Annotated in this window: 16 protein-coding genes; 7 read left to right on the top strand and 9 right to left on the bottom strand. The window is 72.3% G+C overall.

Features of this window, described 5'->3' with window-relative positions; all coding sequences use genetic code 11:
• Positions 1-54: 54 nt before the first annotated feature.
• The 3 genes from MUY14_RS45600 to MUY14_RS45590 all read left to right on the top strand — a co-directional run bounded on the left by MUY14_RS45600 (position 55) and on the right by MUY14_RS45590 (position 3156).
• Complete coding sequence (locus MUY14_RS45600) at positions 55-2106, top strand: ATP-dependent DNA helicase (protein ID WP_247019236.1); 2052 nt, start codon at positions 55-57, stop codon at positions 2104-2106.
• 161 nt (positions 2107-2267) lie between these two features.
• On the top strand, positions 2268-2609 hold the full coding sequence (locus MUY14_RS45595; protein ID WP_247019234.1) for a hypothetical protein: 342 nt from the start codon (positions 2268-2270) through the stop codon (positions 2607-2609).
• 250 nt (positions 2610-2859) lie between these two features.
• The gene (locus MUY14_RS45590; RefSeq protein WP_247019232.1) at positions 2860-3156 is read left to right on the top strand and encodes a hypothetical protein; all 297 of its coding nucleotides are present in this window, start codon (positions 2860-2862) and stop codon (positions 3154-3156) included.
• Between the two features lie 3 nt (positions 3157-3159).
• Here the strand turns inward: MUY14_RS45590 and MUY14_RS45585 are convergent, their stop codons facing one another.
• From MUY14_RS45585 to ctaD, 4 genes are all read right to left on the bottom strand, one after another.
• Positions 3160-3561 (bottom strand): OsmC family protein, encoded by a 402-nt coding sequence (locus MUY14_RS45585; protein WP_247019230.1) that lies wholly within the window; start codon positions 3559-3561, stop codon positions 3160-3162.
• A 16-nt stretch (positions 3562-3577) separates the two neighbouring features.
• The gene (locus MUY14_RS45580; protein ID WP_247019229.1) at positions 3578-4357 is read right to left on the bottom strand and encodes a peptidyl-tRNA hydrolase; all 780 of its coding nucleotides are present in this window, start codon (positions 4355-4357) and stop codon (positions 3578-3580) included.
• Positions 4354-5583 carry a phosphoserine phosphatase SerB gene (gene serB, locus MUY14_RS45575; RefSeq protein WP_247019227.1) on the bottom strand — a complete coding sequence of 410 codons (1230 nt, stop codon included), beginning with the start codon at positions 5581-5583 and terminating at the stop codon, positions 4354-4356. The genes MUY14_RS45580 and serB overlap by 4 nt, the downstream gene beginning before the upstream one ends.
• 116 nt (positions 5584-5699) lie before the next feature.
• Positions 5700-7487 (bottom strand): cytochrome c oxidase subunit I, encoded by a 1788-nt coding sequence (gene ctaD / locus MUY14_RS45570; RefSeq protein ID WP_247019225.1) that lies wholly within the window; start codon positions 7485-7487, stop codon positions 5700-5702.
• A gap of 135 nt (positions 7488-7622) precedes the next feature.
• Between ctaD and MUY14_RS45565 the strand changes: the two genes are divergently transcribed.
• Positions 7623-8453 (top strand): phosphotransferase, encoded by an 831-nt coding sequence (locus MUY14_RS45565; protein ID WP_247019224.1) that lies wholly within the window; start codon positions 7623-7625, stop codon positions 8451-8453.
• Here the strand turns inward: MUY14_RS45565 and MUY14_RS45560 are convergent.
• Positions 8441-9223 (bottom strand): alpha/beta fold hydrolase, encoded by a 783-nt coding sequence (locus MUY14_RS45560; RefSeq protein WP_247019223.1) that lies wholly within the window; start codon positions 9221-9223, stop codon positions 8441-8443. The two genes, MUY14_RS45565 and MUY14_RS45560, sit on opposite strands and share 13 nt — an antisense overlap.
• On the opposite strand from MUY14_RS45560, the gene MUY14_RS45555 reads away from it, so the two are divergent.
• The gene (locus MUY14_RS45555; protein WP_247019222.1) at positions 9222-9761 is read left to right on the top strand and encodes a GNAT family N-acetyltransferase; all 540 of its coding nucleotides are present in this window, start codon (positions 9222-9224) and stop codon (positions 9759-9761) included. The two genes, MUY14_RS45560 and MUY14_RS45555, sit on opposite strands and share 2 nt — an antisense overlap.
• 36 nt (positions 9762-9797) lie before the next feature.
• Here the strand turns inward: MUY14_RS45555 and MUY14_RS45550 are convergent, their stop codons facing one another.
• From MUY14_RS45550 to MUY14_RS45540, 3 genes are all read right to left on the bottom strand, one after another.
• Positions 9798-10106, bottom strand: a complete 309-nt coding sequence (locus MUY14_RS45550) for a hypothetical protein (protein ID WP_247019221.1) — start codon at positions 10104-10106, stop codon at positions 9798-9800.
• 363 nt (positions 10107-10469) lie between these two features.
• Positions 10470-11570, bottom strand: coding sequence for an NAD/NADP-dependent octopine/nopaline dehydrogenase family protein (locus MUY14_RS45545; RefSeq protein WP_247019220.1), 1101 nt, complete (start codon positions 11568-11570; stop codon positions 10470-10472).
• 95 nt (positions 11571-11665) lie between these two features.
• Positions 11666-12790, bottom strand: coding sequence for an alkaline phosphatase family protein (locus tag MUY14_RS45540; protein ID WP_247019219.1), 1125 nt, complete (start codon positions 12788-12790; stop codon positions 11666-11668).
• A 466-nt stretch (positions 12791-13256) separates the two neighbouring features.
• Here MUY14_RS45540 and MUY14_RS45535 point away from each other — a divergent pair, with 466 nt between their 5' ends.
• Positions 13257-13463, top strand: coding sequence for a zinc ribbon domain-containing protein (locus tag MUY14_RS45535; protein ID WP_247019217.1), 207 nt, complete (start codon positions 13257-13259; stop codon positions 13461-13463).
• Here MUY14_RS45535 and MUY14_RS45530 read toward each other — a convergent pair.
• On the bottom strand, positions 13460-14578 hold the full coding sequence (locus tag MUY14_RS45530; RefSeq protein ID WP_247019215.1) for a PLP-dependent aspartate aminotransferase family protein: 1119 nt from the start codon (positions 14576-14578) through the stop codon (positions 13460-13462). The two genes, MUY14_RS45535 and MUY14_RS45530, sit on opposite strands and share 4 nt — an antisense overlap.
• A 58-nt stretch (positions 14579-14636) precedes the next feature.
• Here MUY14_RS45530 and MUY14_RS45525 point away from each other — a divergent pair, with 58 nt between their 5' ends.
• Complete coding sequence (locus tag MUY14_RS45525; RefSeq protein WP_247019213.1) at positions 14637-15113, top strand: Lrp/AsnC family transcriptional regulator; 477 nt, start codon at positions 14637-14639, stop codon at positions 15111-15113.
• The last annotated feature ends 1 nt before the right edge of the window (position 15114 follow it).

The raw sequence follows: 15114 nt of genomic DNA, 5'->3' as shown, positions 1-15114 counted from the left end.
CCGTTCGCGACGGATCACCGATCCTGTCGGTCCCGGCGGCTAATGTGTGTCGCTGTGCCCGCCCGAACTGATTTCCCCGGCGTCCTCGAACTCCTCACCCACGCGGTGGAGTCCGTCGGTGGTGCCGAACGCCCAGGGCAGGTCGAAATGGCCGACGCCGTCGGGCGTGCCATCCGCACCGGCGAGCACCTGGCCGTGCAGGCGGGCACCGGCACCGGCAAGTCGCTGGCGTACCTCGTCCCCGCGATCCGCCACGCCGTTCAGAAGGAGGCCACGGTCGTGGTCTCGACGGCGACGATCGCGCTGCAGCGCCAGCTGGTCGACCGCGACCTCCCGCGCCTGGCGAAGGCGCTGAAGAAGCCGCTGGGCCGCGAACCGACCTTCGCGATCCTCAAGGGCCGCCGCAACTACATGTGCCTGCACCGGCTGGATTCCGGCGCGCCGGACGAGCCGGAGGACGCCCAGCTCTTCGATCCGTTCGCGGTGTCGCGCCTCGGCAAGGAGGTCACGCGGCTGCGGGAATGGGCGTCGGACACCGAAACCGGCGACCGCGACGAGCTCGTCCCCGGCGTCACCGACCAGGCGTGGCGCCAGGTTTCCGTGACGGCGAAGGAATGTCTCGGCGCTTCGCGCTGCCCGATCGGCACGGACTGCTTCGCCGAGAAGGCCCGCGCCGAGGCCGGCCGCGCCGACGTCATCGTGACCAACCACGCGCTGCTGGCGATCGACGCCCTGCAGGGCTACCAGGTGCTGCCGGACCACGACGTGGTGATCATCGACGAGGCCCACGACCTGGTCGACCGGGTCACCTCGGTCGCCACCGGCGAGCTGACCAGCGCGATGTGCGCGTCGGCCGCGCGCCGCTGCGGCAAGCTGATCGACGCCGACGTCGCCGACGGCCTGCTGGAGGCGGGTGACGGGCTGGCGCTGATCGTGGACGACCTGCCCGCGGGCCGGCTGGACGAGCTGCCGCGGCCGCTGCAGGGCGCGATCCCGGCGATCCGCGACGCCGCGCACGCGTGCATCACCGCGCTCGGGTCCGACCGAAAGGAGGACGTCGAGGGGGCGACGGCACGCAAGCTGGCGCGCTCGCTGCTCGACGAAGTGCACGACACCGCGGTCCGGCTCCTGGAGGCGTTCGACGACGACCAGGCGCACCAGCGCGACGTCGTCTGGCTGTCGGGCGACAAGTTCTCGTCGAACCCGCGCCCGCCGGCGCTGAAGGTGGCGCCGCTCGGCGTCGCCGGCCTGCTGCGCGAGCGCGTGTTCAACCAGCACACGACGATCCTGACGTCGGCGACGCTCACCCTCGGCGGCACGTTCGACACCATGGCGCGCCAGTGGGGTCTCCCGCCGGCCGCGGCCCGCGTCGAGCAGGCGCCGGGGACCGCGACGGAGAAGGAAGTGCCGTCGGACGTCGACAAGGGCCCCAAGTGGACCGGGCTGGACGTCGGCTCGCCGTTCGACCACAAGCGCAACGGCATCCTCTACCTGGCCAAGCACCTCCCGCCGCCGGGCCGTGACGGCCTCGCGTCGTCCACAATGGACGAACTGGCGGAGCTGATCGAGGCCGCGGGCGGGCGCACGCTGGGCCTGTTCTCCTCGATGCGCGCCGCCAAGCAGGCCACCGAGGAGATGCGCGGGCGGCTCGACTTCCCGATCCTCTGCCAGGGCGAGGATTCGACGTCGCTGCTGGTCCAGAAGTTTTCCGAGGACGTCCGCACGTGCCTGTTCGGCACGCTGTCCCTGTGGCAGGGCGTGGACGTGCCGGGGCCGTCGCTGCAGCTCGTGGTCGTCGACCGGATCCCGTTCCCCCGCCCGGACGACCCGGTGTCCTCGGCCCGCCAGCGCGCGGTGGAAGCCCGCGGCGGCAACGGGTTCCTCACCGTGGCGGCCACGCACGCGGCGCTGCTGCTGGCGCAGGGCACCGGCCGGCTGCACCGCTCGGTCACCGACCGCGGGGTGGTCGCGGTGCTGGATTCGCGGCTGGCGAACGCCCGCTACGGCGGATTCCTCCGTGCGTCGCTGCCGCCGTTCTGGCCGACGATGGACCCGAAGGTGGTGCGCGAGGCCCTGCGCCGGCTCGACGCAGCCGCGCCCGCGTGACGCGGTCCACAGGACCGACCGGTACGGTGAAGCAACCCCGGTACCAATCCGGCCAAAAGCAGGCCGCCCCCCCACGGGGGACGTAACCGCCGCTACGGAAGTCATGCGGCCGTGGCTGTGGTCGGATTGGTACCAGCGGCACAGCAACAAGGGAGCACCGGTTGACCCAGGATTCGTCCAGCGCACAGTCCCGGACCGTCAGTGTCGACGACACCGGCGTGCGGCGGCGTCTCGCGGACGGCAGCGAAGAAGCTGTCACGTGGGCCGGCCTGTCGTCGGTGATGGTCCGCGTGATCCCCGACGGCCCATGGAACGAAGACGTGTTCTTCATGCTGGTCGACACCGAAGGCAAGGGCACCGCGGTCCCGAGCGGCGACCCGGCGGCCGACGCCCTGATCGAGCGCCTCCAGGCCTTGCCGGGCTTCGACAACGAGAAGTTCATCGAGGCCATGACGACGGACGCCGACCAGGCCTACGTCGTCTGGGAATCCACCCAGAACTGACGGGACGCCCCGCGTAACAGATCCGCCACCGTCGGCACGGCTTTCGCGGTGGCTGTGGTAGCCGCGATCACCGGCGCGGGAACGGCTTCGGCCAGCGTGACAGTTCTGCGCTCCTGCAGTTCGTACGCCACGTGCATCGCCGCCGGTCACACCGCGCACAGCTTCGAGCAGCACTACCTCGACGGCCATTGGGGTGCGCACGGCGGCCACAACTTCACGAACTACGCGGCCTACGTGCTCTCGGCCGTCAATGGCGCCCCCACCCCCACCTACCGACGCGCAGTGGCTCAGCCACTTCATCCACTTCAAAGACCTCGCGTCCGCGGGGCAGAACCGCGTCTCCGTCCTGGCCCCCGACAGCGAGGTCTACGCGAAGGACGAGCTCAGCGGCGGCTGGCTCGACCAGGGCGCCCGGGCGATCGCCGTGTCCGACGGCGGCCCACGTCAGGCGCTGCTCAACTCCGCTCACCAGGTGTACGCCAAGGACCACCTCGGCCCCGGCGGGTGGATCGACCAGGGCGCGCAGGTCCTGAGCCTCGCCGACTGACGGTCAGACCGGGAACTCCTCCGTCACCGGGATCCCCTTCTTCAGCGTCCGGCTCACCGTGCACAGCCGCTCGATCGCGCGGTCCACGGCTCCCGCCAGCGCCTCCCGCTGGTCCGCCGCCAATGTCGACACGTCGACGTCGAACGCGACGTGCACGGCGTCCAGCTCCGAGGCGCCCTCACGCCGGTCGGCGGTCACGCTGACGCGGAACTTCGAGTCCTCGCCGATCCGCCGCGTGATCAGCTCTTCCGCGGTCACCGCGCTGCAGCCCGCCGCCGCGATCTGCAGCAGCTCCGCGGGCGAGAACGCCCCTTCGGCGCCCGCCCGGCCCAGCCGGACCTCCGCGCCCCGGTCGTTGCGCCCTACGAACGCGTGCTTGCCGTCACGCTGAACCTCGAGTCCCATGCCCGCTCCAACCGGCTCAGGGACGCGCTTGTTCCGGCGCCCATTGAGCGAGAACCGTGATCGTGCCCGGGTCGACCTCGGTGAACCCGGCGTCCCGCACGGCGATGACGCCGTCGCGCCGCCACGCGCCTTCCGGGTCGTCGCCCGGGTGCAGTTCCTTCCACTGCACGGGGCTCGCCGTGCGCACCGCCGTCCGGTATCCCCGCGCGGCCCAGCCGGCCAGCGCGGCGTCGTCCAGCAGCGCGGCGAGGATCATCGTCGCGTGGCCGACCTGCGCCGAGGCCTTGCCGACGGTCATCGGCACGTGCGGGTTGAGCAGCAGCAGCGGGACGCCGTCCGGGATCGGACCCGGCTCGTCCGGCGGCAGCTCGCTGCCCGAGATCTGCAGCCGCGCGACTTCCTTGGGCGTCTCGGTGACGAGACCGGGGACGAGGGCCCGCGCCTCGGCGCCGTCGATCTCGACGGTGACGCCCGGCAGCTCCTGCACCGCCGCCCAGTGCGCACCCCGCGCCCGCCGCGCGACCTTCCGGATCCGGTTGTCGAGCCACGCGTGCATCGGCTCGGCCCACTCGCCGCCCGGCTCGGCGCGCTCGTCCAGGCACACGGCCAGCGCGGCCGCCGCCGCGGCCTCCAGCAGCGGCGTGCGGCCCGGCGGCTCGGCCCGTTCGATGCGCAGGATGACCGGCATCGCGCGGACTTGCTCCGGGAGCTCGTCGGAGGTGTCCGACGTGTCTTCGGCCGGCAGCCCCAGCCAGAAGGCGTAGCGGGCGCCCAGCGGGTCGAGAACGCTGCTCACGGACGCATCAGCTCGAGCCCGTCGGCGGCGTCGGCCGCTTCGACCTCGCCGCGGGTCAGCCCCAGGACGAACAGCACGGCGTCGAGGTACGGGTGCGACAGCGCGGTGTCGGCCACCTCGCGCAACGCGGGCTTGGCGTTGAACGCGACGCCCATGCCGGCGGCCGAAAGCATGTCGATGTCGTTGGCGCCGTCCCCGACCGCGACGCACTGCTCCAGCGGGATGTCGTACTCACCGGCGACGCGGCGAAGCACCTTCGCCTTGCCGGCCCGGTCGACGACCTCGCCGACGACCTTCCCGGTGAGCTTGCCGTCCACGATCTCGAGGTCGTTCGCCGCCGCGAAGTCGAGGCCGAGCTCCGCCACCAGACCGCCGATGACCTGCGTGAACCCGCCGGACACCACACCGGTCTTGAACCCCATCCGCTTGAGCGTGCGGATCGTGGTGCGGGCGCCCGGGGTCAGCTCGATCGACGCGGCGACCTCGTCGATGGCCGTCGCCGGCAGACCCGCCAGCAGCGCGACCCGCCGTTCCAGCGACTCGCTGAAGTTGAGCTCGCCGCGCATGGCCGCTTCGGTGATCTCGCGGATCTCCGGCTCGACCCCGGCGTGCGCGCCCAGCATCTCGATGACCTCGCCCTGGATGAGCGTCGAGTCGACGTCGAAGACGACCAGCCGCTTCGCCCGGCGCGTGATGCCGGCCCGCTCCACGGCGATGTCGACGCCCGCCTCGACGGCGGCGTCGGCGAGCTCCGAGCGCAGCGCGGTGTCGGCCTCGGGGGTGTCGCGGTCGACCGAGACGTACAGCTCCAGCCCCGTCACGGGGTAGTCGGCGACGCTGCGGATCGCGTCGATGTTGGCGCCGAGCGACGCCAGCCGGCGGGCGACCTCGGAGAAGCCCCGCGCGGTGACCGGACGGCCCAGCACGACCAGCACGTGGGTGGAGTCGCGGCGGCCGAGCGCGAACGGGTCGTCCCCGATCGCCGACCCGATCTTGACGTCGACCGTCATGCCGACCGACGCCATTGCCTGCTCGACGTACTCCTGCAGGCCCTCCGGGTCGCGGTAGACCCCGGCGAGCACACCGAGCACCAGCTGCCCGCGGATGACGACCTGCTCGACGTCGAGCACGTCGACGTCGTGCCGGGTCAGCACGGCGAACAGCACGGACGAGACGCCCGGCTTGTCGGGGCCGGTCGTCGTGATCAGGACGGGGGTCTGGGTCACTGGTCATCCCTCGTTCGGCAACGCTGCACGGTCAGTCTGCCGGTCCGGGGTCGGACATAAGTAGAGCGCGTGCCCGGCTTCACAAAAGCCGGGCACGCGCTCACTCGATCAGGTACTTACTTGTCGCCCTGCTCGCTGGCGTTGTCGTTCGAGTGGTCACCCGGGATCACCGCTTCGGTGAGCACCTGCGACGGCGCCGCGTGGCTGTTGACCTTCTGCTTGCCGAAGAAGCCGATCTCGCCCTCGCTGTGGAGGCGCTCGATCATGTGCGGGTAGTGCAGCTCGAACGCCGGCCGCTCGGAACGGATCCGGGGCAGCTCGGTGAAGTTGTGCCGCGGCGGCGGGCAGGAGGTCGCCCACTCGAGCGAGTTGCCGTAGCCCCACGGGTCGTCCACCGTGACGATCTCGCCGTACCGGTAGCTCTTGAAGACGTTCCAGATGAACGGCAGCGTCGAAGCACCGAGGATGTACGCGCCGATCGTGGAGATCGTGTTCAGCGTCGTGAAGCCGTCACTGGTCAGGTAGTCCGCGTACCGCCGCGGCATGCCTTCCGCGCCCAGCCAGTGCTGGACGAGGAACGTGCCGTGGAAGCCGATGAACGTGGTCCAGAAGTGCCACTTGCCGAGCTTCTCGTCCATCATCCGGCCGGTGATCTTCGGGAACCAGAAGTAGATGCCGGCGAAGGTGGCGAACACGATCGTGCCGTAGAGCACGTAGTGGAAGTGCGCGACGACGAAGTAGCTGTCCGACACGTGGAAGTCGATCGCCGGCGCGGCCAGCAGGATGCCGGTCAGGCCGCCGAAGAGGAACGTGACGATGAAGCCCATCGAGAAGATCATCGGCGTCTCGAAGGACAGCTGGCCCTTCCACATGGTGCCGATCCAGTTGAAGAACTTGATGCCGGTCGGGACGGCGATCAGGAACGTCATGAAGGAGAAGAACGGCAGGAGCACGGCGCCGGTGGCGTACATGTGGTGCGCCCACACCGCGACGGACAGCGCGGCGATGGCCAGCGTCGCCCAGACCAGGCTCTTGTAGCCGAACAGCGGCTTGCGGCTGAACACCGGGAAGATCTCCGACACGATCCCGAAGAACGGTAGCGCGACGATGTAGACCTCGGGATGGCCGAAGAACCAGAACAGGTGCTGCCAGAGGATCACGCCGCCGTTTTCGGGGTCGAACACGTGCGCCCCGAGGTGCCGGTCCGCCAGCAGGCCCATCAGGGCCGCGGTCAGGATCGGGAAGGCGAGCAGGATCAGGATCGACGTCACCAGGATGTTCCAGGTGAAGATCGGCATCCGGTACATCGTCATGCCGGGCGCGCGCAGGCAGACCACGGTGGTGACCATGTTGACCGCGCCGAGGATGGTGCCGAGACCGGAGACCACCAGGCCGGAGATCCACAGGTCCGCACCGACGCCCGGCGAGTGGATCGCGTCCGACAGCGGGGTGTAGGCGAACCAGCCGAAGTCGGCGGCGCCACCCGGCGTCAGGAAGCCCGACAGCACGATCAGGCCGCCGAAGAGGTAAAGCCAGTACGAGAACGCGTTCAGCCGCGGGAACGCGACGTCCGGCGAGCCGATCTGCAGCGGGAGCACGAAGTTCGCGAAGCCGAAGAGGATCGGGGTCGCGTACAGCAGCAGCATCACCGTGCCGTGCATGGTGAACAGCTGGTTGTACTGCTCCTGCGAAAGGAACTGCTGCCCGGGCCGCGCCAGCTCGGTGCGGATCAGCATGGCCATCGCGCCGCCCGCCATGAAGAAGGCGAACGACGTGACCAGGTACATGATCCCGATCTGCTTGTGGTCCGTCGTGCGGAACAACCGCAGCAGGTACGAACCCTTGACCGACTCGCGCGCGGGGTACGGGCGCGTCGCGATCGGCTTGGGGGCTACGGCCGTCACTCCTGCCTCCAACACTGAAACCTTGTGGTGGTCATCGTCCGGCCTCCGGGGCCCGGGAACACCCGGTCCGGCGGCTTAGGGGGATCGTAGCCCTCGCTACCGACAGTCGCGCGCACCGGCTGGCAAGATCGGGCCGTGACCGACGAACACACGCGGGGAGCGGTCCGCGCGGCACTGGCCGTGACCACCCGGCTCGGCCTGCCCGAGCACGATCCCGAAGTGCTCCACGAGCGCTCGAACGTGCTGGTGAGACTGGGTCCGCTCGTGGCGAGGGTGCCGGCGACGACGGCGCTCGCCCGGCCGGAGCCGTCGGCCTGGCTGGCCCGCGACGTCGCGGTCTCGAGGTTCCTCACGGACCGTGGTGTGCGCGTCGTCTCACCCACCACGGATCCCCCGGCCGGACCCCATTTCGCGGCCGGGCTGCCGGTCACGCTCTGGCACCACACCCCGCACGATCCGGGCCACCGGTACGCACCGGACACCGTCGCGCGATCTCTCGCGGAAGTGCACTCGGCGTTGCGCGGGTACCCGGGCGAACTGCCCCGCCGCGGCCCGCTCGACGACCTCGAACGCATCCTCGCGCTCCACGGCGACGCGATGGACGGCGCGGCACCCCGGCTGGCGGCCGAGGCCGCGCGCGTCGAAGCCGGGCTGCCGGACGCCGCCGGCCGCCCGCTGCACGGCGACGCGCACCCCGGCAACCTGATCGCGACGCCCGGCGGCCCGTGCTGGCTCGACTTCGAGGACACCTGGCACGGGCCGCTCGCCTGGGACCTGGCCATCCTGGCCCGGCAGGGCGGACCCGAGTACCTGGCCGCGTACCCCGGCTCGGTGCCCGTCGAGGACCTCGCCGCGTGCACGCGGTTGCGGGAGCTGTTCGCCGTCGCGTGGCGCTACGTCATCGCGAAGCGGTTCCCGCACCGGCTGCCCGAAGCCCGTTCCGCGCTGGCCGCCTACTTCTCGTGAGTCTTTTCATGGGTCTTTTCGTGGGTCGCCGGGTACCAGGACAGGATCGCCTCGACGACGCCCGCGGGGTCTTCCAGCGGCGTCAGGTGCCCGACGTCCGGGAGCACCGCGAGCGTGGCGCCGGCGGCTTCGGCCATCTCGCTCGCCGCCGCGACCGGGGTGATCGGATCCGCCTCGCCCACGACGACCAGCGTCGGAACGCCCGCTTCCCGCAGCAGCCCGAGGGAGTCGGGCCGGGTGCGCAGCGCGAGCGCCGTCCACGAGATGCCGGCGGGCGGCTGGGATTCGATGATCGCGCGGACGGTCTCGACGAGCTCGGGCCGTCCCGTCCGGGTCGGTTCCGCCAGCAGGTTCGGCAGGTTGACCTCGGCCAGCCAGGGCTTGATGCCTTCCCGGTCGACGCGCTCGGCGACGTCCAGCCTGCTCTGCGCGGCCTCGGGCGTGTCGGGCGTGGCCTTGGTGTCGATCAGCACGAGGCCGCCGACCCGCTCCGGCGCCAGCCGCAGCACGGCCATCGCGAGGTAGCCGCCCATCGAGCAGCCGCCGAGCACGACGCGGTCCAGGTCCAGCCGGTCGAGCAGGGCGACGACGTCCCGGGCGGCGTCTTCGAGACTCGGTTCCCGGCCGGACTCCGGCAGCGGCGAGCGGCCGAGCCCGCGCTGGTCCGGTGTGATCACCCGAAGGTGTGAAGCGAGGGGCTCGCGCACCGCGTCCCACATGCGGGCGTCCAGGGGAAAGGCGTGGAGGAGGACCAGCGGCAGTTCGGTCATGCGGGCCATTTTGTCGGACCCCCGGGCTAGCTTCGCCGATGTGTTCACCGACATCGAAACCGACCGGCTGCTGCTGCGTCCGCTCCACGAGGCGGACCGGCAGGCGATGGTCGACATCCACACCGATCCCCGCACCAACCGGTTCCACCCCGACCCGCCCGACGTCCCGCGCGCGTCGGCGATGTTCTCGGACTGGCTGGCGCACTGGGCCGACCACGGCTTCGGCTACCCCGCGGTCCTCGAACGCGGCGGCACCGAGGTGATCGGCATGTGCGGCGTCCGGCTGCGGGAGTTCCACGGCGAGAAGGTGCTGAACCTCGGCTACCGCTTCCGGCCGTCGGCGTGGGGGAAGGGGTACGCGGTCGAGGCCGGGCAGGCGGTCCTCGAGTGGTGCGCCCGCGACCTCCCGTCCGTGCCGGTGCTGGCGAGCGTGAGCATCGCGAACAAGCCGTCGCTGCGGGTGGCCGAGCGCCTCGGTTTCACGGAGTACACGGAGGAGGTGTACGACGGCGCGATGTCGAGGCACTACCGGCGCTGAAGCCGGTCCGCTGTTTGACAACTGGAGAGTGAAGGATCACCGGCGCCGGGTCGGCCGCCGCCGGGCCCGCGCGTCCCAGCAGGGCCGGTGCCAGTGCCGCCGGTCGGCGACGGACCCGGTCTCGTCGGCGGGCCAGACGACGAGGTGCGGCGTCCCGGGCCGGATCTCGTGGTCGCAGCCGGGGCAGCGGTAGAACTTGGTGGCCTGCGCCCCGGGCACGGTCCGCACGAGCCAGTCACCATCCGCCCCGGCCTCGGCCCGAGCCCACCCGGTAGCGGCACCAAGCTCCCGCTCAGGCGACGGCCCACCGTCCGAGCGGCGGCCGGGACGGTTGCGTCGAGGCACGAACCCACGGTAACGGCCACCGCTCCGGCCGACCGCCACCGGTCCGCACGGCTCCGGGGCTGCCTGGCCCGGCAGCCCCCGTCCCGGCAGCCCTGGCCCGGCCGACCCCGGCGCCCCTGGCGTGGCAGCCCCTGGCCCGGCACCTGCCGGCCCGGCCCCCGCCGCCCCCTGGCCGGCAGCCCGGCCCGGCCTGCCCGACCCGGCGAGGTCCAGGTGCCACCTCGCCTGCCCGGCCCTGGGAGGTGGCCCCGCCGGCCCATCTCCCCCCTTCGTGGGCACCCAGCCCACCCGCCGCCAATCGGCACCCCGGCCCGGCCCCGCTCAGCTCCGCGAGGTTCCGAGCTGTACCCGGCCCGCGAGGTCTCAAGCCGCCCGGTCCGCCACCCCGCGCCCATCCCCCAGCCGGCGCACGATCCCCTCGTGGCCGAGCCCCTCCCAGCCGAGCCGCCCCAGGGTGCGCCCGGTCCGCCGGAAGTCCTCCCCGCCGAGCACCGACATGATCGTGATCGCGGCGTCCACCACCGGCGTCGCCACCCCGGCGCACCGCGCGAGCGCCTGCAGCGGCACCAAAGTCGACCGGATGTCCTCGGTCAGGAACCGGTGGTCGAGGCTGGTCGGAGCGGCGATCGTCCGGTACGGCTCCACCGTCCGCAGCGCGTCCAGCAGCGTCGTGGCCGGGCAGCCGTAGTACCGGTCGAGCACCTCGGTCATCGGCATCAGCCGAGCCCCGTAAGCCCGCGCGACCAGCGCGAACTCGGCCTCGGTCCGCTCCAGCAACGCGATCGTGCGCGCCGAGACGCCGTCGACGTAGAAGAGCAGCTCCTCCGCGCGGTCGATGGTCCCGAGGTTGGCGAGCGCGATCGGCACGTGCGCGACCGCGCCGAAGTCGTGCAGCCCGCGTTCCACCGGGTTGCGCGCGACCTCCAGCACCGGGAACCACTCGCGCAGCAGCCCGGCCCGCCTGCCGACCGCGGCCGGGGTGCTGCCGGAAATGAGGTTCCACTGCTTGGCGCCCAGCACGGTCACCCCGTCGGTCCCGGCCGGCCGGGCGGCGAAAAGCGCGTCGGTCTCGACGACGTCGACGTCCGGTGCCCCGGCGGCGGCGAGCGCGTGCGCGAACTCGACGCTCCCGCAGAGCTTGCTGGAGAACAGCACCACGACCTGCCCCGCGCTCAGGTGCGGCGCGAGCCGGGCGGCGACCTCCGGGTAGGCGGTCGTCACGGTGGCGATCAGCACGACGGCCCGGCCACCCAGCTCCGCGGGGTCCGAAGTCACCTCCCGCAGCGGGAACCGGCCCTCCAGCGCACCACGCGCGACGATCTCCCGGCGGCGCGCGATCCCCGCCACGGCACCGAGGTCCCGCGTGTAGAGGTGCACGGGCAGCCCCCGCGCGGCGAGGTGGGCGGCCACGGCCCGTCCCTCGCCGCCCGCCCCGACGACCCCGATCCCGTTCAGCACGCTCATTCCGCCCACTCCCGTCAGTCCGGTACGCAGTGGACAGGTCGGCACCGGCCGGGGGAAAGTTCCCGCCGGGGCACGTTCCCGGAAACCGGGATCCGTCAGCCCTGGGCGAGTGCGAGCGGAACCAGCTGTTCGGCGGTGGTCAGCGACCCGTGCTGACCGACCAGCGACGACTCGACGGCCTCCGCGAGCCCGCGCACCATCCCGAACCGGTCCCGGGCCGCGGCGACGACGTCCCCGATGCGCGGCAGCACCCGGTCGCTGACGGTGTGCCCGAACCACCCCTCGGCGACGGCTTCCTCCCGCGAGCGCACCCAGGCCCGCTCTCCGAGCACGGCCCGCCAGGTGGCGAGGACGTCCGCGGCCGCGCCCGGCTCGGTGTAGACGTGCCGGGCCCGCACCTCGCCCCCGAACGTCCGGACGCCTTCCAGCAGCTCCGGCTCGTCTTCGAGGTCGAGCTTGTCGTCGACGGTCACCATCCCGTGGTCGGCCACGACGGCGAGCAGCGCACCGGCCGGCAGACCGTCCACAATGGACTCGACGAGCCGGTCGACCTGCCGCAGCTGCATCCGCCAGGCGGCCGAGCCGGGTCCGTAGACGTGGCCGAGCAGGTCGAGTTCGCTGTGGTAGGAGTAGCAGAACGCGCGCCCGTCGAGCACGGACAACGTCCGCGCGGCGAGGTCGCCCAGCGCGTGCACCCCGGCGTAGCGCGCCCCGCTCTGGGTGGCCCGGGTCAGCGCGGTGTCGGCGAACTTCGCGGCGGACACCACCGCGGCATCGATCCCGGCCGCGGCGGCCCGCTCGAACGTCGTCGGCAACGGCTGGACATCGCGGGGCGGGAGGGCGCCGCGCAGGTCACTGCCGTCCTCGTGGCTGCACCAGCGCAACGCGTTGAGCACGCCAGCGCCGGGCATTTCGAAGGTGTAGCCGACCATCCCGTGCTCACCCGACGCGAGCCCGGTACCGATCGCAGCCACCCCGGCGGCAGTGGTCGACGGAAACCCCACCCGCAGCGACTCGCGAGCGAGTTCGGTCAGCACGGGGGCATCGGCGGCGTGCTCGGCGAGCAGCTCCCAGCCGAGCCCATCGACGAGCAGCACCCCGGCACTACGCGCCTCCGGCAGGGCAAGGGTGTTCCCGCACCCGGGCACCCCGAGCGCGGCAAGCAGGGACGGAACGACCTGGCCGAGATGAGGAACATCGGCAAGCGAAGGCGGCTGCACGCGCCCAGCTTCCCACCGCCGGCCACTCCCGGCGGCCCGAGCGCCAAATCCCCGGCCGACGCCCAGCTTCCCACCCCCCGCGCGGCCCGGTCCTGCTCTTGCGCGCAGCTCCAACCGCCGCGCAGTCCGAGTGCCGCCGGAACGCCCAGCTTCCCCTCTGCCACGCGGTCCCAGCCCCGGCGGAACGCCCAGCTTCCCCTTCGCCACGCGGTCCCAGCCCCCTGCGCGCGCAGCATCTCGACCGCCACACGGTCCGGCCCCACACCAGCGCCTCAACCGCCCGCGCGGTCCGCTCCTACTCAGGGCCCAACTCCAACCGCCAAGCAGTCCGAGCCCCAGCGCCAGCTCCCCAGCCACCCGCGCGGCCCGGTCCCGCTCAAGCGCACGGCTCCCTCTCTGCCGCGCGACCCGAACCCCTCCGGCGCCCAGCTTCCCTTCCCGCGGGCACTCCGGCGATAATCGCCCCATGCCGACCTACGCCTACCGCTGCCGCGAGTGCACCGAGACCTTCGAGCTCCTGCGCCCGATGAGCGAATCCGGTGCGCCGGCGCCCTGCCCGGAGGGGCACTCCGACACCGTCAAGCTGCTCACCACCGTCGCCCTCACCGGAGCCGCGAGTGGTCCCGCGGCCCCGGCCGGCGGGGGCTGCTGCGGTGGCGGCTGCTGCGGCTAGACCGCCTTCAGCGCCTGCTCCAAGTCGGCCCACAGATCCTCGACGTCCTCCAGCCCGACGGACATCCGGATCAGCTGGTCCGACACCCCGGCACCGTGGCGGTCGCCCTCCTCGACGATCCGGTGGCTGATCGAACCGGGGTGCTGGATCAGCGTGTCGACGCTGCCGAGACTCACCGCCGGCGTGATCAGCCGGACCGCTCCGATCAGGGCGTGCGGGTCCCCGTCGACCTCGAACGCCACCAGCGGCCCGCCGATCCGCGGGTAGTGGACGGCCGTCACGGCCGGGTGCTCGCCGAGCCGTGCGGCCAGCGTCGCCGCGGTGGCCGACGCCGCGTTGACGCGCAGCGGCAGCGTGGAAAGCCCGCGCAGCAACAGGTATCCGGCCAGCGGGTGCAGCACACCGCCGGTGGCGAAGCGGATCTGCCGCAGCCGGGCGGCTTCCGAAGCGTCACAAGCGACGATCCCGCCCATCACGTCGCCGTGGCCGCCGAGGAACTTCGTCGCGCTGTGCAGCACGATCCGCGCCCCCTGGCGGCCCGGGCGCTGGAGCACCGGGGTCGCGAAAGTGTTGTCCGCCAACAGAGGCACGTCCCCGCAGGCGGCCGCCAGCGAGGCGAGGTCGACCTCGGCCAGCGTCGGGTTCGCGGGCGTCTCGACGAACACCAGCCCGGTGTCCGGCCGGAGCGCGGCCGCGACGGCGTCGGGCGCGGCCCAGGTCACCTCCGTGCCGAGCAGCCCGGACTCGAGCAGGTGGTCGCTGCACCCGTACAGCGGGCGCACGGCTACGACGTGCCGCTTCCCCTGCGCCACCGCGGAAAGCAGGCAGGCCGAGACCGCGGCCATCCCGCTGGCGAACGCCACGCCGTGGTCGAAGCCCTCGAGTTCGGCGAGGGCCCGCTCGAACCTCTCCACCGTCGGGTTGCCCACCCGGCCGTAGATCGGCGGGCCGTCGAGCTCGCCACCGGCGGCGAAGTCGTCGATCCGGGCGGCTTCGGCGGCGCTGTCGCGGGACGGGTAGGTCGTGGACAGGTCGAGCGGAGCGGCGTGCACACCGAGGTCCGTGAGGTCGTCACGGCCGGCGTGCACAGCGCGGGTTCGCAGCGAGGAAGTCATGGCAGCATGCTCGATCTTTCCCCGGATCGAAGGCAACAGTCTCGGATATGATTCGCCGATGTCCGATTCCGTCGAACTGAGTCCGGTGGACCTCGAGATTTTGCGTCTCGTCCAGAACGATGCCCGGATCACGAACAAGGACCTCGCGGCCGCCGTCGGGATCGCCCCGTCGACCTGCCTCGACCGCGTAGCCCGGCTGCGCGACACGGGCGTGATCACCGGCCAGCACGCCTCGGTCGACGCGGCGAAGCTGGGCCGTCCGCTGGAAGCCTTCCTGTTCGTCCAGGTCCGCCCCCACCGGCGCCCGCTGGTCGACCCGTTCATCGAGCACCTGCTGTCCCTGCCGGAGGTCCGCGCGGTCTACCACCTGACCGGCCCGGACGACTTCCTCGCCCACGTGGCCACCAGCTCGGCCGGCGAGCTGCAACGCCTGGTGCTCGACGAGCTGACCGCGCGGGACGAGGTGGCCCGCGTCCACACGAACCTGGTGTTCCAGCACTGGAGCGGCGGCCCGCTGCTACCTCCCGGCGCCTGAT

The organism is Amycolatopsis sp. FBCC-B4732, from assembly GCF_023008405.1.
In the GTDB taxonomy this organism is placed as follows: Bacteria; Actinomycetota; Actinomycetes; order Mycobacteriales; family Pseudonocardiaceae; genus Amycolatopsis; species Amycolatopsis pretoriensis_A.
The sequence above is the reverse complement of the archived record's forward strand: the minus strand, read 5'-3'. Positions and strand labels throughout refer to the sequence as shown.